This is a genomic window from Sphingomonas sp. MMS24-J13 (assembly GCF_044905095.1).
Lineage (GTDB): Bacteria > Pseudomonadota > Alphaproteobacteria > Sphingomonadales > Sphingomonadaceae > Sphingomonas_I.
This window is the reverse complement of record NZ_CP173258.1, coordinates 3,484,086-3,501,459: the sequence shown is the minus strand read 5'-3', so window position 1 is coordinate 3,501,459 and position 17,374 is coordinate 3,484,086. Positions and strand designations below refer to the sequence as shown.

The following is a 17,374-nucleotide window of genomic DNA, read 5'->3' as shown; positions in this document are numbered from 1 at the left end:
CCCCAGGAACGCAAGGCGCCCCGAAACCGGCGTCTGCGTTCCGGCATGACGCGCCTACCCGAACCGCACCTTGCACTTCAGCCCGGCGGGCACCTCGCGTGCGCCATTGGGCATCAGCAGGCGCACACCGAACGTACCGCTGGCGGCATCGATCACGCGATCGACGATCGACACGGTTGCCGGATGGGTGCCGCCGACGGGGGCTTCGGGCATCACCGTGGCCGCCATCTTCGGCATGATCTGGCCGTAATAGCGCGTCGGCACGAACACCTCGACGCGCAGCGGATTGACCTGCGCGATGGTCAGGATCGGCGATTGCTCGTTGCGATATTCACCGGGGCGCAGCAGGATTTCGGTGACGACCCCGTCGACCGGGCTGCGCAGCAATTTCTGATCGAGCAGGCTCTGCGCATGCCTTACCTCGATCTGCGCCACGCGCCGGCTGAGATCGGCCCCGGCCAGTTGCTGTTCTGCCACATGCGTGTCCGATATGGCTTCGTCGCGCGCCGCCTTGGTGACGAAATTGCGCTGCGCCAGTTGCTCGGTCCGCGCCTGGCGCGACCGCAGGAAATCGAGATGCGCCCGAATCGCGCCCGAATTATACTCGTCGAGCGCTTTGGCCTTCGCCAGCGCAAGGTTGGCGGCCTCGACCCTATCCTCGAGCTTGCCGACGATCTGGCCCCTGTGGACGACATCGCCGCGTTCGACATACATTTTGCCGACCACGCCGACGACCGGGCTGGCAAGCTTAACGATCTGAAAAGCCTCGATTATGCAATCGAACGTGCGCCCACCGGCGGCCGCGGGCACCACTGGTGCCGGCAGCGGCCGCCGGATCGGAACAGGATTTGCAGCATCGGCCTGTAATGCAACGCAAATGAAACACCCGCTGCCGATCAGTACGCCACCCCAACGAAATCCTGTTGCGAACAACTTATTCTTCGAACCCGCCATGACCCCGCCCAATTAGTGACCCCTCGATAAATACCAAGTTGCATCCGGAAAGATTCGGGGCCACCTTTTTTTGACGTGACGAACGAATCGTTTCTCTTGTCGGGGGCTGACAGGATGGGCAACGATGTTGCGGGGGATTGATCAGGCCATATGTCGGGGGCGGAAAAGGCCACAAGTGCGACTGTCGGGATTGCAGGGCAAAGCACGGACTTTGCGCTGTCCTTGCGGCTCGCCGATACGGGGCCGGAGGCACTCTATGTCACCTGGCTTCGTCTGCAGTGCGAACTGATCGCCGGCGCGCATGCCGGCCTGCTCGTCCTGCAGCAATCGAAAACCTCGGCCTATCAACCCTTTGCCGCCTGGCCGACCATCCCTCCCAACATGACCGCGCTGGCCGCAGCGGCCGAACGCGCGCTCAACGAACGCACGACGATCATCATCGACGAAAGTGCGGCGCCCGAGGACGGGACCGTTCGCGTTCGCCCGCACATCATTTTCGCCCAGCCGATCGGCGCCGCCGAACGGCAATTCCCGCTCGGTGCGATCGTCCTCGCGATCGACGAGCGCGCTGCCGCGCAGGCTGGCCATCCCAAGATCGCGCAGCAGCTTCATTGGGGGGCGGGTTGGATCGAGGCGATGGAATGGCGCCGCGTCGCGCAAGACAATCAGGCGGAAAGCGTTCGCCTCGCGGAGGCGCTCGAACTGATCGCGGTCGGCGGTGAGCAGGCGCGGCTCGATGGCTATGCGCTGGCGCTCGCCAACGAACTCGCCACGCATTTCGCGTGCAGCCGTGTCGCCATCGGCACGCGGCGGCGCGATCATCTGCAGCTGACCGCCTTGTCGCATGCGGCCGCGTTCGATCGCCGCAGCCAGCTCGTCTCGGCGATCGAGAACGCGATGGACGAGGCGCTGCACCAGAAGCGGACGATCGCCGAGCCCGTGGTCGCGGCCGGGGACGGTGCCGTGATCATCGCACACAAGGAATTGATCAAGCGTTCAGGCGCGGGATCGGTGGCATCGGTGATCCTGCCGGGGCGTGAGACGTCGGCGGGCGCGATCACGCTCGAGCGGGAGGCCGCCACCGGCTTCAGCGAGCAGGAACTCCGGATGCTGGAAACCGCTGCCGCCCTGATTGGCCCGGTGCTGGAACTACATATCCAGAGCGAGCGCTGGATCGCCGGCCGGTCGGCGGCCTTGTTCAACGATTATCGCAACCGGCTGTTCGGGCCCAACCATCCGACCTTCAAGCTGGTGGCAGCCGCGATCGGATCGTTGCTGCTGCTCTCGCTGATCGTACCCGGCCATTTCAGGATCGGATCGCGATCGCTGATCGAGGGCAAGATCCAGCGCAATCTGGTCGCGCCGTTCGATGGCTTCATTGCGAGCGCGCCGGTGCGGGCGGGCGACATCGTCCATGCCGGCGATATGCTGGCGCGGCTCGACGATCGCGATGCGACGCTTGAACAGGCGCGCTGGACGAGCGAGCGCGAGACGCTCGTTGCCAGATATTCGGATGCGCTGGCGCGGCACGATCGATCGGGGCTGACGATCCTGTCGGCCCAGATCGAGCAGGCCGATGCCCAATTGTCGCTCGCGCAGGACCGGTTGGCGCGCACGCGGGTAACCGCGCCGTTCACCGGTATCGTCGTTTCGGGCGATCTCAGTCAGGTGCTCGGATCGCCGGTCGAGAAGGGCAAGACCCTGTTCACGATCGCGCCGCTCGATCGCTATCGTGTGATCGTCCAGGTCGACGAGCGCGACATCCGCTACATCAAGGTCGGCGCGACCGGCCGGGTTGTCCTTGCCGGCATGCCCTCAGAAGCGCTGCCGATCACCGTTGCCAAGATCACGCCGCTGGCGACATCGGAGGACGGGCGCAACTATTTCCGGGTCGAAGGCACGCTCGCCAACGCCGACAACCGCCTGCGTCCCGGCATGGAGGGGGTGGCGCGGGTCGACGTCGGCTATCGGCCGTTGCTCTGGATCTGGACGCGCAGCGCGATCGACTGGATCCGGATCTCGCTGTGGAAATGGCTCCCCTGAGGGCGGCGGGGCGATGATCCAATCCTTCATGAGCTCATCCTGGTATCGCGTCGCAAGGCTGCAGCCGGCGCTGCGCGGCCACGTCCAGGTGCGCATCCACCGTTACCAGAAGAAGATCTGGTACGTCCTGCAGGACGATCTCAACAATCAGACGCACCGGCTTGGCGCCGCCGCCTATCAGATCGTGTCGCTGATGGACGGGCGTCGCGATCTCCATGCTCTGTGGCTGGAGACCGCGCAGCGCATGGGTGATGCCGCGCCGACGCAGGACGACGTCATCCGGCTGCTCGCACGGCTGCACAATTCAGAATTGCTGCAGACCAATATGCCCCCAGATGCGCGCGAACTGGTAACCCGGATCGAGCAGAAGCGCCGCAGCAAGGTGCTGCAGATGCTCACCAATCCGATGTCGCTCAAATTCCCGATCTGGGATCCGGATGCCTTCCTCGACCGGACGAACAAATGGGTGCGTTGGCTGTTCACCCGCTTCGGCGCGCTCATCTGGCTGATCGTCATCGGCCAAGCCTTGCTACTCGCGGGCAGCCACTGGACCGACCTCACGGCGGCCAGTTCGGATCATATCCTTGCTGCCAGCAACCTGCCGCTGCTGACGATCGCATTCCTCGGTATAAAGCTCGTCCACGAACTCGGCCATGGCTATGCTGTCAAGGTGCTGGGCGGGGCGGTTCATGAGCTCGGGCTGATGCTGCTCGTCTTCTTCCCCTCGCCTTATGTCGATGCGTCGGCCTCGATCCAGTTGCGCGACAAATGGCAGCGCGCGCTGGTCGGTGCGGCGGGGATGCTCACCGAATTGTTCATCGCCGCGATCGCGCTCGATGTGTGGCTGCTGGTCGAGCCCGGGAACGTCCGCGCGATCGCCTTCAACATCACCGTCGTCGCCAGCGTCTCGACCCTGTTATTCAACGGCAATCCGCTGCTGCGCTACGACGGTTATTATATCCTGACCGACGTGATCGAGGTGCCGAACCTGGCGGCGCGCGCGAATAGTTACTGGGGCTATCTGGTCGATCGCTACATCCTGTCGGTGCCGGCTCTGGTCTCTCCGGCAGAGAGCGAGTGGGAGCGTTTCTGGCTGGCGGCCTATGCGCCGGCCTCGTTCTTCTATCGCCAGATCGTGATGATCGGCATCGCGCTCTACATCGCCAACGAATATCTGATCGTCGGCGTGGTGATGGCCTTGTGGTCGATCGCCTCGGGCGTCGTCCTGCCGATCTGGCGCGCGATCCGCAATCTGGCGACCAACCCCAAATATGGCCGGTCGCGCCCGCAGACGATCCGGCGGGTAGCCTTGATCGTCGGCGGAGCTGCCCTCTTCCTCATCGTCGTGCCGATGCCCTTGCACACCCGCGCCGAGGGGGTGGTGTGGCTCCCCGAAAGTGCCATCGTGCGGGCGGGGGCCGACGGCTTCATCGATCGGCTGGCATTGCCCGACGGGAGCGCGGTGCAGCGCAATACGGTGCTGACTCAGGCGCATGATCCCGAGTTGACCGCCGAGATCGGCCGCCTGCGCGGGCGCGTCGAGGAACTGGAGGTGCAGGAGGCGATCGATCGCGAGACCGACCGCGTCCATGAACGGCTGACCGAGATCGAACTGGCGCAGGCACGCGCCAGCCTCGCCCGCCAGCTCGATCGCGCCGATGGCCTGACGACGCGCGCGAATGTCGATGGCTTGCTGATCAGGGCCAAACCCGAAGAGCTTTCCGGTGGCTATGCCAGACAGGGGGAGATCCTCGCCTTCGTCGTGCCGCCCGCCTCGCTGATCGTGCGCGCGACAGTCGATCAGGACGATATCGGGCTGGTGCGCGATAGCGGCGGCAAGGTGCGCGTGCTGATGGCGAGCGATCCGCGCATCGCTTACGATGCGTCGGTTATCCGCGAAGTGCCGGCGGCCGACACCGAACTGCCGAGCCGCGCGCTGGGCGTGCAGGGCGGCGGCGCAGTCGCGGTCGATCCGCAGGATCCGCAGCGCACGCGCGCGATCAAGCGGCTGTTCCAGCTCGATCTGCGCCTGCCCGCCGATGCGCCGACGAGCGCGCTCGGCAGCCGCGTCTATGTCCGCTTCACGCACCGCTGGGAGCCGCCGGCCGAACAGATTTTCCGTCGCTTCCGCCAGTTGCTGCTGGCGCGCCTCAATGCTTGATACGGACATCCTGCGCAGCGGCGGCAGTAACGCCGCGCCTTATGCCGAAAAGCGCGACCGATCCGCGCCGCCCTCGGCGCTCGACGGCTTCGTGACCGGCCTTATCGCCAGATCGTCGGGGATGGCTGGAATCGGGCACAGGCCACTGGCCGCGCTGGCTGATCGCGTGCTGGCCGAGGCGGATCGGCTCGCCGATATCGCCGAGATCGATTTTGCCGATGCGGTCACGCGCTGCCGCGCACGATTGATGATCGACGGCCTGTCGGATGACAATGTCGTCGAGGCTTTCGCGTTGACGCGTGAGGCGACGCACCGGGTGATGGGGTTCTGCCATCATCGCGTGCAGGTGATCGGCGGCCTGGCGATGCTCGCCGGCCGGCTGGCCGAAATGGAAACGGGGGAGGGCAAGACGATCACCGCCATGCTGCCCGCGGCGGCGGCGGCACTCGCGGGCACGCCGGTCCATGTCGTGACTGTCAACGATTATCTGGCCGATCGCGATGCCTGCGAATTGCGACCGGTCTATGCGCTGCTCGGCCTATCGGTCGGGCTGGTGGCGGAGGGGCTGGAGCCCGACGAGCGGCGTGGCGCTTACCGGTGCGACGTCACCTATTGCACCAACAAGGATCTGGTGTTCGATTATCTGCGCGATCAGCTTTCGACCGGACAGAAACGCGGCGCGGCACGGCGGCTGCTCCGCAGCCTGAGGGGGCGGGGGGCAGCGGCAACGATCTGCTGCTGCGCGGACTCCACTTCGCGATCATCGATGAGGCCGACAGCGTGCTGATCGACGAGGCGCGCACACCGCTGATCCTGTCGGCGAGCGAGGATACGGCGGGGCAGGCCGAATTGCGCGCGCGCGCGCTCGAGATCGCGAGTACCCTGACCCGCAATCTCGACTTCAAGCTCGTACCGCGCACCCGGGACATTCAGCTCTTGCCCGCCGGCGAGGAGAAACTGACCGAAGCTGCGAAAGGCCTGCCCGGCATCTGGATCGCGCGGCGTGCGCGCAACGAACTGATCGTCCAGGCGCTGATGGCGCTCCACCTATACAAACGCGACGTCAATTATATCGTCGCGGACGAGAAGGTCGCGATCATCGACGAATATACCGGCCGCGTCATGCCAGATCGATCATGGGAAAACGGGCTACACCAAATGGTCGAGGTCAAGGAGGGCTGCCCGCCGACCGCGCAACGTCAAACGATCGCGCGCATTACCTATCAGCGCTTCTTCAGTCGCTATCTCCATCTCGCGGGCATGACCGGCACGATCCAGGAGGCTGCAGGGGAGATCGGCTCGACACTGGGGATGCGCACGATGCGGATCGATACCAATTATCCGCTGCGCCGGCAGAATCTTGGCACAGTCCTGCTCGAAGGCGCCGACGAGAAATGGCGCGCGGTGGCGCATGCAGCCCGTTATCAGTCGCAGGACTTGGGGCGGCCTGTGCTGGTGGGCACGCGTTCGGTCGGGGCTTCAGAAGAGTTGAGCCAAGTTCTGGCCGAGTACCAAATCGACCATGTCGTGCTCAACGCCCGACAGGATAGCGACGAGGCAGCGGTGATCGCGACGGCTGGCAATTCTGGACGAGTTACGGTGGCGACCAACATGGCTGGCCGAGGCACCGACATCAAGCTCACGGCGTCGGCGCGTGCGGCCGGCGGTCTTCACGTCATCCTTACCGAATTTCACGAGTCTGCCCGCATCGATCGGCAATTGTTTGGACGCAGCGCACGGCAAGGAGATCCGGGATCGTATGAGGCGATCGTAGCGCTCGACGATGAGCTTTTCGTACGCTTCTTGGGAATGGCTCAGGCTGTGAGCAGTGTGGTTCGATTTGTTGGCCCGAAGGCGAATGGGTTGATTGCTTTTATACTCCGACGATTGGCGCAGAATGCAGCGGAAAAACACAATCGGCGGATACGTCTGAACACGATCCGCCAAGATCATGAACTTGATCGGGCGCTATCGTTTGCCGGACCGGGCGAATGATTCGGCGACGGGTTGCAGATCTATTCTAGAAGTTTAGCTGCGTGCCTCAGCCCGCGTCAGTTCACGCGCGTATTCGGAGAGAAGACCGGTGTTTCTCCGACGCGTGCGGCCGAGAAACTTCGTCTCGAGGCAGCGCGGTTGTTGATTTCGCAGGGCCGCCTTCTAATCGATACAATCGCGAACGAAACCGGTTTTGGCGATCTCGAGCGGATGCGGCGCGCTTTCCGGCGGGCCTATGACGACTCGCCGCGGAAGGTGCGTCAGAAAGCCGAAGCGCGGACCAACTTATAATCGCCTCTTGGGAGCGACTTATGTGTTTGCCGTAAGAGCGCTTTTCACGGTTCCAAACCATTCGCGCGTCTCATTCAGGTCGTTGAAGCGGCCGCTGAACCTACATGAATGAACGGCGGAAGTTGAAAAGGCAAAACGGCGTCCTGAGTGTCCGACATTGATGACGTGGACGGCTCTCCAACCCTCCCTCAGAATGATCTGCAGAGAGCCGGAAGGGAGAGCCACGATAGGGAACGTCACGACTATAGGTCTCGATCTCGCGAAGAACGTGTTCCAGGTGCACGGTGTTGATGCTGAAGGCACGGCGGTGACTGCGGGGTGCCGATAAGGTCGCTGTCCGCTGTTGGTCGGCGAGAGGGCGGCCTGTCGGCTCTCGCCCACTTGCGGACCTTCCTCAGGTTGTTCCCGCACCCTTGTCGTAAAGGTACAACGTCACCGCGGATGACTCTGCGTTAGCCCACGCGACGGCCTCCGCCAGCGTGACATTCTCGCGCTGGTCATAGGTAAGGTCGTCATCCGTCGGCGGCTGCTGGTCTGCATCCTTGCAGGCGTTGTCATGCGAGGTTGCTTCGATGATCGCGTTCACCTCGCGCCAGCGATATGGCCTAGTGCGCCTGTCGACGATATTGCAGATCATGCTGATGGCTTAGCGACGCGGTGCTTCGGCGCAACGGCAGCTAACCGCCCACGGCCGGACCTTCCGGGCCGGCGGAGCGGATGGCAGGAGTTGTCGGTCCGCTCGCGCCCACTTGCGGTCGTTCTTGCTCGCTCGCATCATGCCTGAATGCGGGCGAGAAACTCCATTGGCGTTTGGGCTTCCATGCTTGCCGGCTTGTGCGTCGCCGGTTGCGACGATCTGTCGACGGGGGTCATCAGCAGATCATCACATGACGTCATGTTCCGGTGGCATGATAAGGACGAAGCTGGCTGGTCGGCCGCGTTCAGAATTCCGTCCGATCGCCCGCAAGCTCTCCTGCGAGCGCCCTTCCGCAACATGAGCGACATTCGAGTGGAGGACGGAAATCGGTGGAAGCATGTCGAGCCGGACAACATGGCCCGGCTTCATGCCGTTTGCGATCCCGGCCCGCAATGCGTGATCACCTATCTCGGTAATGGCAGGCTAAGGGTCACCCGAACGAGCAGTTTCTGACGGTCAGCGTTGAAAGCTGCCATTTCGCCTATCCCCCAGCTTCGGACATTCACCACCTGAGCGTCACGATGACTTGGCCACGCGACGGAACGGAAGAGGAGTTCCCCCACGATATTGTCACCAGATTGAAAAAAATTCAATGTTTTCAATCTGGTGACCCCTACGGGACTCGAACCCGTGTTTTCGCCGTGAGAGGGCGACGTCCTAGACCGCTAGACGAAGGGGCCAATGCTCGCGGAAGCGGGGCCATTATGGGACGCGCCGGGCGGCGTCAAGCCGCCTCTGCTTCTTCCTGTGCCTCTTCCGCCTCCGATGCCTGTCTTGCCCACATGTCGGCATAGAGGCCGGCGCGCGCGATCAGCTGAGCGTGCGTCCCGCGCTCGACGATGCGGCCCTGCTCGAGCACCACGATCTCGTCGGCATGGACGATGGTCGAGAGCCGGTGCGCGACGATGATCGTCGATCGGCGTTCGGCGACACGGCGCAGCGTCTCCTGGATCTCGGCCTCGGTCCGGCTGTCGAGCGCAGAGGTGGCCTCGTCGAGGATCAGCAGCTGCGGATCCTTGAGCAGGGTACGCGCGATCGCGACGCGTTGCTTCTCGCCGCCGGAAAGCTTCAGGCCACGCTCGCCTACGCGCGTATTGTAGCCATCGGGCAGGCTCTCGATGAAATCGTGGATCGCCGCACCGCGTGCGGCCGCCACCACCTCGTCATGGCCCGCGCCGTCGCGGCCATAAGCGATATTGTAGCCGATCGTGTCGTTGAACAGCACCGTATCCTGCGGGACGATCCCGATCGCCCGCCGCAGCGAAGTCTGGCTGACGCGGGCGATATCCTGGCCGTCGATCAGGATGCGGCCGCCGGTCACGTCGTAGAAGCGGAATAGCAGCCGCGCGATCGTCGACTTGCCGGCGCCCGAATGGCCCACCACCGCAAGCGTGCCGCCGGCGGGCAAGGTGAAATCGACATCGTGCAGGATCTGCCGCTCGGGATCGTACGCGAAATCGACATGCTCGAAGCGCACGCCGCCGCCCATGGGGACGAGCGCGGGAGCGTCAGCGATGTCGGTCACTTCCTCGTTCGTATCGACGAGGTTGAACATCGCCTCCATGTCGATCAGCCCCTGGCGGATCTCGCGGTAGACCATGCCGAGGAAATCGAGCGGGCGGAAAAGCTGCGCGAGCATCGTGTTCACGAACACGACGTCGCCGACGGTGAAGCGCCCTACGCTCCATCCCCACACGCTGTACGCCATCGCGCCGGCCATCATGACATTGGTGATGAAGGCCTGGCCGATATTCATCCAGGCGAGGCTGGTCTCGACCTTGGTGGTGGTATCGACCAGCAGGCGGACGCTCTCGCCATAGCGGCGCTGCTCGACGCTCTCGGCGCCGAAATATTTGACCGTCTCGTAATTGAGCAGCGAATCGACAGCTTTTTGCGTCGCCTCGCTGTCGCTTTGCGTCCAGATGCGCCGGAGCGAGATGCGCCAGTTGGTCATGCGCTGGGTGAAGGCGATGTAGATCACCACCATCACCGCGGTCGCCACCACCAGCCCCGGGCCGAACTTGGCGAAGAAGATCACGCAAACCGCCAGCAGTTCGAAGATCGTCGGCACGATATTGAACAGCAGGAAATAGAGCATCGTATCGATGCTCTTGGTGCCGCGCTCGATCACGCGCGTCAGCGCGCCGGTGCGGCGCTCGAGATGGAAGCGCAGCGACAGGCGATGGAGATGTGCGAACACCTCCATCGACAGGCGGCGTGCGGCCTCCTGCCCCACGCGCTCGAAGATCGCGTTGCGCAGATTGTCGAAGAAGGTCGTGGCGAAGCGCGCGCCGATATAGGCGACGACCAGAGCCAGCGCGAGCGCCACCGTATCCTGGTGGCCCGGCGCCATATGATCGATCACCGCCTTGTAGGCGAACGGCGCGTAGAGGACGACGACCTTTGCCGCGACCACCAGCAGCATCGCGGCCACCACGCGCAGGCGCAGTGCCGGCCGGTCGGCGGGCCACAGGTAAGGCAGGAAGCGGCGCAGGGCCGCAAAGCCATTTTCGGGATTGGGGGTTTTTTCGGTGGCGGTCGGAGGCATTGCCCGACAACATAGTGCGGTTGCGGCGATCCGCTACCTTTCGGATCGCTATGAGGCGTGAACTGCCAACAGCCGCGCCAGGGTCGCCTTGAAACGTGACAGCTCCGAGCCGCCCAATTGCGCCGCCTGCGCGAATTTCACGCCGGCGGGGTTGATCGCCTTGTTATCCTTGAACACCTCGAAATGGAGGTGAGGGCCCGTCGAGAGCCCGGTCGATCCGACGTAGCCGATCAACTGCCCCGCGCGGACATGCTCGCCGATATGCGCGATGATCCGGCTCATATGCGCATAGCCGGTGCCCATGTTGCCGGCGTGCCGGATCTGGACGTAATTGCCGTGCCCGCCATGCCAGCCCGAGAAGCTGACCGTGCCGTCGGTCGCCGCCACGATCGGCGCACCCATCGGGGCGCCATAATCGATGCCCTGGTGCATCCGGCTATAGCCGAGAATCGGGTGGAAGCGCATGCCGAAGCTGGAGGTCTGGTGAGCGCCCTGGACCGGCATCTTCATGTTGCCATGCAATTCGCCGGTGCCCGCCGCGTCGAACCATTGCTCGCGTCCGTCCTGCGTCCACTTGAGCAACCGCAGCGTCTTCCTGCCCTGCTCGAGTCCGCCCAGCAACAGCCCGCCCGTCTCGGTCTCGCCGGTGGCGGCGCGGCGATGCTCGATGATCAGATCGAAGCGGTCGTTCGCTTTGATTGCGCCGATCGCCACATGCTGCGCCATCGCACGCAGATAGGTCTCGATCGCCTTTGCCGGCGCGCCGGCCGCGCGCGCGGCGGAGAGCAGGCTCGATCCGACCCGGCCGGTCACGCGCAAGGGTGTATCATCGACCGCGATCGGGATCTCCTTGAGCTGAAGGCGCCCGTCGATCCGATTGATCTCGAGCGCGAGCTCGAATTTGGCGCGGAAGGCGAGGTGATCGAGCGGCCGCGCAACATCCTTGTTGGGGCGCCGGCCTAGCGTGATGTCGAGTTTGGTGCCCGATTTGATGTCGCCGAGCCGGGTGGCATCGGCAACGAGATTCGTCACTTGTCTTGCTTCGTCCGCGCCGACCCCGGCGCGGGTGAGCGTGCGGCCAAAGCCGTCGCCGCTCCCCAATGCAGCGGTGAGGCTGATCTGCGGACGCTCGGGCGTATCCGCGAGCCGCTCGACCAAAGCGGTCGGCGCCACCTTCTTGCCGGTATCGGCGCCATAAGCCGTCGGGGCGATGGCCGAGACGCGCATCTCTTCGGCCTGAGTGCCGCCCATCGGTGCGGCCACCGGGCCGAGCAAGGGGTGAAAGCCGGGTGCAGCGGCGATGGCGGAGGCGCAGAGCGCGGTGCAGGTGGCGAGCCCGCGCCACCATTCGCGGCTGCCGATGCGCGCGCCGAGATCGACGACCAGATCGATCGACTGGGCATGCTCCAGCCCACGGCGGATCGTCGCGCGATCGATCAGGCGGGGCTTGCGCGGCAGCGTCAGCGCTACCGCGCCACCGCTCTCGGTAAATCCCCCTGTGTCACGCAAATACATCGAACCCCCTGGGCAGGCTCCCTCGCTGCCGATCTCATCAAGTCGGCCGGGCCGGAGGACTGTGGATAAGACAGGTTAAAGTCAAACTAATCCACATATTTGGCGCCACGAACTGCGATGAGCCGAATCGTTTTTCGGGTGAGTCGAGTCATAGAACCGCGCTTGCTTTTGTCCCCGCTTGCGCCATCTTGGGTCCTGACATGACGCGTTTCGCAGCCGAACCGCTGATCGCGGTGCTTGGGCCGACCAACACGGGCAAGACCCATCTCGCGGTCGAGCGCATGTGTGGCCATTCCTCCGGTCTCATCGGCTTTCCGCTGCGGCTGCTGGCGCGCGAAGTCTATGATCGGGTGGTCGCGATCAAGGGGGCGGCGTCGGTCGCGCTGGTGACGGGCGAGGAGAAGATCGTGCCGGACAAGGCGCGCTACTTCCTCACCACCGCCGAAAGCATGCCGCTCGGCGGCGGGCGCGAGGCGGGTGCCATCGGCGCGCGCGATTTTGCGTTCGTCGGGCTCGACGAGGCGCAATTGGGCGCCGATCCCGAGCGCGGCCATGTCTTCACCGATCGGCTGCTGCGCGCACGCGGTCGCGAGGAGACGATGATCCTCGGCTCCGAGACGCTGCGGCCGATGCTGCGCGAACTCGTCCCCAAGGCCCAGATCATCACCCGGCCGCGTTTCTCGACGCTCACTTATGCCGGCCCGGCCAAGCCGTCGCGTTTGCCCAAACGATCGGTGATCGTCGCCTTCTCGGCCGAGGAGGTCTATGCCGTGGCAGAAATGTTGCGTCGTCTGCGCGGCGGGGCGGCGGTGGTGATGGGCTCGTTGAGCCCGCGCACCCGCAACGCGCAGGTCGCGATGTTCCAGGCAGGCGAGGTGGATTATCTGGTCGCGACCGACGCGATCGGCATGGGCCTCAACATGGATGTGGCGCATGTCGCCTTCGCCTCGCTGCGCAAGTTCGACGGGCGTAAATCGCGCCGGCTGACCATTTCGGAAATGGCGCAGATCGCCGGCCGCGCCGGGCGGCACCAGCGCGACGGCACGTTCGGGACGCTCAGCCTCGAAGGGCAGAAGGCTCAGTTCGAGGATGACGAGGTGCTCGCGATCGAGGAGCATGTCTTCCCCCGCTCGATCATCTCTATTGGCGGGAGGGCAAGCCCAGCCTCGCTTCGATCGATACGCTGATCGGCGACCTAGAGCGCAAGCCGACTTCGCCCGCGCTTCGTGCGGCCCCCCAGGCGATCGACCTGGCGGTGCTCAAGCGGTTGGCCGACGATACCTGGGTGCGCGAACGGACCAAAGGCCAAAGGATGGTCGGTCGCCTGTGGGATGCCTGTGGGCTCCCCGATTTCCGCAAGACCGGGGCCGAGCCGCATTCGCGGCTGGTCGGGCGCATCTTCCAGCATCTGTCGGAGGATAAGGGCCATCTGCCGGTTGCCTGGTTCGCGGCCGAGCTGGCGCAGCTCGACTCGGTCCAGGGCGATGTCGAGACGCTTGCCGGCCGGCTCGCGGCGGTGCGGACCTGGGCCTATATCGCGCACCGGCCCGATTGGCTGGCCGAGCCCGCCCATTGGGCCGAACGCACGCGTGTCCTCGAAGAAAAATTGTCGGACGCGCTCCACCAGCGGCTGACGCAGCGCTTCGTCGATCGGCGCACGTCGGTGCTGATGCGCGATCTCGGCGCGCGCGGCGCGGATATCCTGCCGATGAAGGTGGCGGAGGACGGCACCGTCACCGTCGATGGCGAGGCGATCGGGCAATTGATCGGTTTCCGCTTCAAGGCCGACGCGTCTGCGCGCCACGGCGACATGAAGCGGCTGATGGCGGCGGCCGACCGGCGGCTGGGCGAGGAATTGACCCGGCGCGCTTTGGCTTTGACCGGTGATGAGGACGCGGCATTCAGCCTCGCGACCGACCCGGGTCGGCCGGTCGCCTTGTTCTGGCGCGGCGATGTCGTCGCGCGGCTCAGCAAGGGCAAGACGTTGCTGAGCCCGCGGATCGAGCTTCACAGGGCGCTGGATGCGCTGTCGCCGGCCGAACGCCAGGCGGTGGTGGTACGGTTGCAGACCTGGCTCGACCATGGCGTCGCGCGCCATCTCAGCCCGCTCGCCGATATCATGGCGGCGGCGCGCGATTCGGCCCAGCCGGGCCCGGTCCGCGCCTTTCTCGCCCCGCTCGGCGAGGCTGGCGGCGTGGTCGAGCGGCGGGTGCTGGAAAATGTGCTGGAAGGATTGGGTCGCGATCTTCGCCCCGCGGTCAACCGTTTGGGGGTACGGCTCGGCACGCTCGATCTTTATGTCCCCGCTTTGATCAAGCCCGAGCCCGCGCGCTGGCGGGTCGCGCTGGCGGCCGCGCAGGATGGGCAGGTGATGCCGCTCTTGCCGCCGATCGGCGCGGTCTCGGTCGCGACACCCGCCGACGCGCAGGCCTGCGCGGCCTTCATCATGGCGGGCTTCCGGCCGTTGGGCGCGCAGATGCTGCGGGTCGATCAGGTCGAGCGGCTGGCGCGCAACGCGCACGATGTGCGCACCGAGGGCGGGGCCGCGCGCGCGCCGTTTGCGCCGGATCCTGGCCTGGCGACATCGTTGGGGCTGGCCAGCCCCAGCTTCACTCAATTGATGCTGGCACTCGGCTTCCGGAACGCCGAGCAAGTCTGGGTGTGGAAGGGCAAGCGCCCGGCGCCCAAGCCCGCCGAGACGCGGCTCAGGCCGGGCAATGCCTTCGGCGCGCTTGCGGCGCTTCGCCACTGAGGTCGGCCGATTGAGGATCGACAAATTTCTGTGCTTCGTGCGACTGGTGAAGACACGCGGCCTCGCCCAGCAACTGATCGAGCAGGGCCATCTGCGTGTCGATGGCAAGCCGACGACGCGCGCCTCCGCGGAGGTCAAGGTCGGCACGGTGCTCACCTTCCCCCTCAACGATCATGTGCGCGTGCTGCGAGTCGAGGCACTCCCTGAGCGGCGCGGCCCGGCGCCCGAGGCGCGGGCCTGCTATACCGACCTTTCGGCGCCCACCGGTTGACGGATGCCTCGACTGCGCCATATGCGGCGCACGCCGAATAGGCCCGGGTGGTCCGGGCGAGGAGCTTACCACAGATGACCTACGTCGTTACCGATGCCTGCATCCGCTGCAAGTATATGGATTGCGTTGAGGTCTGTCCGGTCGACTGCTTCTACGAAGGCGACAATATGCTCGTCATCAATCCGAGCGAATGCATCGATTGCGGTGTGTGCGAGCCCGAATGCCCGGCCGAGGCGATTTTGCCCGATACCGAGAACGGGCTCGAAAAATGGCTCGAGGTGAACACCACCTTCTCGGCGCAATGGCCCAACATCACGCGCAAGCGCGAAGCGCCGGCGGATGCCGACGCGTGGAAGGGCGTGCCGGACAAATATGAAAATGAATTCTCGCCCGAACCCGGCCGGGGCGACTGAGAGAATCCGTGAGCGGCAGCCGCTAAGCCCGGAAACTTGCACGGAAAGCTGGCATAAGCGTTGTAATTCTGTTACAAGCGTCGACAAGAAGCGGTCGTCGTCCGGGCGCCCGCGGTAACGGAACCGTATCCGGCCGCCTTATTGCTGCCGCCGAGCCGCCCTTCAGTTGCGGACTCGCCGGGGCCCGCGGTCCGCTTGAGCAGGAAGGTCTCTAAATGGCTGCAAAGGCGCTGAGCTTCGTCGTCGGCGATTATGTTGTTTATCCCAAGCACGGGGTCGGACGCGTGGTCGAACTGCAAAGCCAGGAAATTGCCGGCACCAAGCTCGAACTCTATGTCCTTCGATTCGAAAAGGAGCGCATGACGCTCCGCGTGCCCACCAACAAGGCCGAATTGGTCGGCATGCGCAAGCTGGCGTCGAACCTCACCATGAACGAGGCGCTGACGACGCTGAAGGGCAAGCCGAAGATCAAGCGCACGATGTGGTCGCGCCGTGCGCAGGAATATGAAGCCAAGATCAATTCGGGCGATCTCGTCTCGATCGCCGAAGTGGTGCGCGATCTCTTCCGGGCCGACGATCAGCCCGAGCAGAGCTATTCCGAACGGCAGATTTTCGAAGCGGCCTGCAGCCGTCTCGCCCGCGAACTGGCGGCGATGGAAGCGGTCGACGAGCCCACCGCGCAGGTGAAGATCCTCGACATCCTCCGCGCTGCGGCGGCGATCCACAACAAGGCCTGATCGCGCAAGCGATTCGGGTGCGGAAAGGGCGGCTTCGGCCGCCCTTTTTGTTTCGGGCGCGTCCGGTGACCCAAAAACCGTCATCCCAGCGGAAGCTGGGATCTCAGGAGGACATGAGCGCGCTCTACTCTCCCGAGACCCCAGCCTTCGCTGCGGTGACGACATGGGTGGGCACGGCTCGCGTGTCGACCACATCTGTAGTCAAAAAGCGCTTGCGCTCCGCGAATCGGAACTGTATTGCTAGAGCAACACAGTAGGAGTCGTGCCCCGATGACCCTTCCCAACAGGCTTCGCCTTGCCGTGCTGGCAGGATGTGCCGGCCTCGGTCTGACCGCCACCTCCGCCCCCGCCGCGGTTCGTGACTGGAAGATTGCCGGTTTCGACAAGGTCGATCTCGCCGCGGCCGCAGCGGTTCAGGTTCGTACGGGTGGCGCCTTTGCGGTGCATGCCGACGGCGACGCCGATCTGGTCAATCGTCTCGATCTGCAGGTCCGTGACGGCACGCTCGTCATCCGGTGGCTGCCGGGGCAGGAGCCGCACGATGTTCATGACGAGCATCTGCACATCTTCGTGACGATGCCGCGCGTGGCTGGTGCGGCGGTGACGGGCGCGGGCACGGTCGACGTCGATCGCGCGGAAGGGCCGGGCTTTGCCGGCCGGGTCGGTGGTGCTGGGACGCTGAAGGTCGGCGCGCTCAAGGCCGGCCAGACCTCGCTCGATGTCGGCGGCACCGGGACGCTCGAAGCGACGGGTGGGACCGATCGGCTCGTGGTCCATCTCAGCGGCGTAGGTTCGATCAAGGCAGGCGGCCTCGCCGCGCGCGCCGCGCTGATCGACATGTCGGGTACCGGCAGCGTCGTCGCGCGCGTCAACGGGCCGGTTGAGGTGAAATTGAGCGGGCTCGGCTCGGTCAGCGTGCTCGGTCAGCCCAAATGCATTGTCCACAAGAGCGGCTGGGGCAGCGTCCACTGCGGCTGATCTGAATTATGAGGAGAGA

At 64.8% G+C, this 17,374-nt stretch carries 13 protein-coding genes, 1 tRNA gene and 1 pseudogene; 10 read left to right on the top strand and 5 right to left on the bottom strand.

Annotation, left to right across the window (positions count from 1 at the left end):
* Positions 1 to 54 precede the first annotated feature (54 nt).
* Positions 55 to 810 (bottom strand): efflux RND transporter periplasmic adaptor subunit, encoded by a 756-nt coding sequence (locus tag AB4Z44_RS16060; RefSeq protein WP_404710693.1) that lies wholly within the window; start codon positions 808 to 810, stop codon positions 55 to 57.
* A 366-nt stretch (positions 811 to 1,176) separates the two neighbouring features.
* Between AB4Z44_RS16060 and AB4Z44_RS16055 the strand changes: the two genes are divergently transcribed.
* Genes AB4Z44_RS16055 through AB4Z44_RS16035 form a run of 5 tightly spaced genes read left to right on the top strand, consistent with a single transcriptional unit; the run spans position 1,177 to position 7,444 of the window.
* Positions 1,177 to 2,997: an efflux RND transporter periplasmic adaptor subunit gene (locus AB4Z44_RS16055; RefSeq protein WP_404710692.1), complete on the top strand. Its 1,821-nt coding sequence runs from the start codon at positions 1,177 to 1,179 to the stop codon at positions 2,995 to 2,997.
* Positions 2,998 to 3,025: 28 nt separating this feature from the next.
* Entirely contained in the window at positions 3,026 to 5,158 is a 2,133-nt protein-coding gene (locus AB4Z44_RS16050) for an HlyD family efflux transporter periplasmic adaptor subunit (protein WP_404710691.1), read from the top strand.
* A complete protein-coding gene (locus AB4Z44_RS16045) occupies positions 5,151 to 5,945 on the top strand; it encodes a hypothetical protein (protein ID WP_404710690.1) in 795 nt (264 codons plus the stop codon). Before AB4Z44_RS16050 ends, AB4Z44_RS16045 begins: the two co-directional genes overlap by 8 nt.
* Positions 5,939 to 7,153: a hypothetical protein gene (locus tag AB4Z44_RS16040; RefSeq protein WP_404710689.1), complete on the top strand. Its 1,215-nt coding sequence runs from the start codon at positions 5,939 to 5,941 to the stop codon at positions 7,151 to 7,153. Before AB4Z44_RS16045 ends, AB4Z44_RS16040 begins: the two co-directional genes overlap by 7 nt.
* 12 nt (positions 7,154 to 7,165) lie before the next feature.
* A complete protein-coding gene (locus AB4Z44_RS16035) occupies positions 7,166 to 7,444 on the top strand; it encodes a helix-turn-helix domain-containing protein (RefSeq protein WP_404710688.1) in 279 nt (92 codons plus the stop codon).
* 394 nt (positions 7,445 to 7,838) lie between these two features.
* On the opposite strand, the gene AB4Z44_RS16030 is transcribed toward AB4Z44_RS16035, so the two are convergent.
* The 4 genes from AB4Z44_RS16030 to AB4Z44_RS16015 all read right to left on the bottom strand — a co-directional run bounded on the left by AB4Z44_RS16030 (position 7,839) and on the right by AB4Z44_RS16015 (position 12,204).
* Positions 7,839 to 8,081: a hypothetical protein gene (locus tag AB4Z44_RS16030; RefSeq protein WP_404710687.1), complete on the bottom strand. Its 243-nt coding sequence runs from the start codon at positions 8,079 to 8,081 to the stop codon at positions 7,839 to 7,841.
* Positions 8,082 to 8,745: 664 nt separating this feature from the next.
* Positions 8,746 to 8,821 (bottom strand) — tRNA-Glu (locus tag AB4Z44_RS16025).
* 44 nt (positions 8,822 to 8,865) lie between these two features.
* Complete coding sequence (locus tag AB4Z44_RS16020; protein WP_404710686.1) at positions 8,866 to 10,689, bottom strand: ABCB family ABC transporter ATP-binding protein/permease; 1,824 nt, start codon at positions 10,687 to 10,689, stop codon at positions 8,866 to 8,868.
* A 48-nt stretch (positions 10,690 to 10,737) separates the two neighbouring features.
* On the bottom strand, positions 10,738 to 12,204 hold the full coding sequence (locus AB4Z44_RS16015) for a M23 family metallopeptidase (RefSeq protein WP_404710685.1): 1,467 nt from the start codon (positions 12,202 to 12,204) through the stop codon (positions 10,738 to 10,740).
* A 200-nt stretch (positions 12,205 to 12,404) separates the two neighbouring features.
* Here AB4Z44_RS16015 and AB4Z44_RS16010 point away from each other — a divergent pair.
* The 5 genes and pseudogenes from AB4Z44_RS16010 (at position 12,405) to AB4Z44_RS15990 (ending at position 17,355) form a co-directional block, all read left to right on the top strand.
* Positions 12,405 to 14,956: pseudogene (locus AB4Z44_RS16010) on the top strand (helicase-related protein).
* 10 nt (positions 14,957 to 14,966) lie between these two features.
* Positions 14,967 to 15,227, top strand: coding sequence for an RNA-binding S4 domain-containing protein (locus AB4Z44_RS16005; protein WP_404710684.1), 261 nt, complete (start codon positions 14,967 to 14,969; stop codon positions 15,225 to 15,227).
* Positions 15,228 to 15,301: 74 nt separating this feature from the next.
* Positions 15,302 to 15,640 carry a ferredoxin FdxA gene (fdxA, locus tag AB4Z44_RS16000; RefSeq protein ID WP_404710683.1) on the top strand — a complete coding sequence of 113 codons (339 nt, stop codon included), beginning with the start codon at positions 15,302 to 15,304 and terminating at the stop codon, positions 15,638 to 15,640.
* 215 nt (positions 15,641 to 15,855) lie between these two features.
* Positions 15,856 to 16,377 (top strand): CarD family transcriptional regulator, encoded by a 522-nt coding sequence (locus tag AB4Z44_RS15995; protein WP_404710682.1) that lies wholly within the window; start codon positions 15,856 to 15,858, stop codon positions 16,375 to 16,377.
* Positions 16,378 to 16,647: 270 nt separating this feature from the next.
* Positions 16,648 to 17,355, top strand: coding sequence for a GIN domain-containing protein (locus tag AB4Z44_RS15990; protein ID WP_404710681.1), 708 nt, complete (start codon positions 16,648 to 16,650; stop codon positions 17,353 to 17,355).
* Positions 17,356 to 17,374: the final 19 nt, after the last annotated feature.

Excerpts from the sequence above, each read along its gene's own strand:
- AB4Z44_RS16050 (WP_404710691.1), top strand. The coding sequence starts at position 3,026 with ATGAGCTCATCCTGGTATCGCGTCGCAAGGCTGCAGCCGGCGCTGCGC.
- AB4Z44_RS15995 (WP_404710682.1), top strand. The coding sequence starts at position 15,856 with ATGGCTGCAAAGGCGCTGAGCTTCGTCGTCGGCGATTATGTTGTTTAT.
- AB4Z44_RS16030 (WP_404710687.1), bottom strand. The coding sequence starts at position 8,081 with ATGATCTGCAATATCGTCGACAGGCGCACTAGGCCATATCGCTGGCGC.
- AB4Z44_RS15990 (WP_404710681.1), top strand. The coding sequence starts at position 16,648 with ATGACCCTTCCCAACAGGCTTCGCCTTGCCGTGCTGGCAGGATGTGCC.
- AB4Z44_RS16015 (WP_404710685.1), bottom strand. The coding sequence starts at position 12,204 with ATGTATTTGCGTGACACAGGGGGATTTACCGAGAGCGGTGGCGCGGTA.
- AB4Z44_RS16045 (WP_404710690.1), top strand. The coding sequence starts at position 5,151 with ATGCTTGATACGGACATCCTGCGCAGCGGCGGCAGTAACGCCGCGCCT.
- fdxA (WP_404710683.1), top strand. The coding sequence starts at position 15,302 with ATGACCTACGTCGTTACCGATGCCTGCATCCGCTGCAAGTATATGGAT.
- AB4Z44_RS16020 (WP_404710686.1), bottom strand. The coding sequence starts at position 10,689 with ATGCCTCCGACCGCCACCGAAAAAACCCCCAATCCCGAAAATGGCTTT.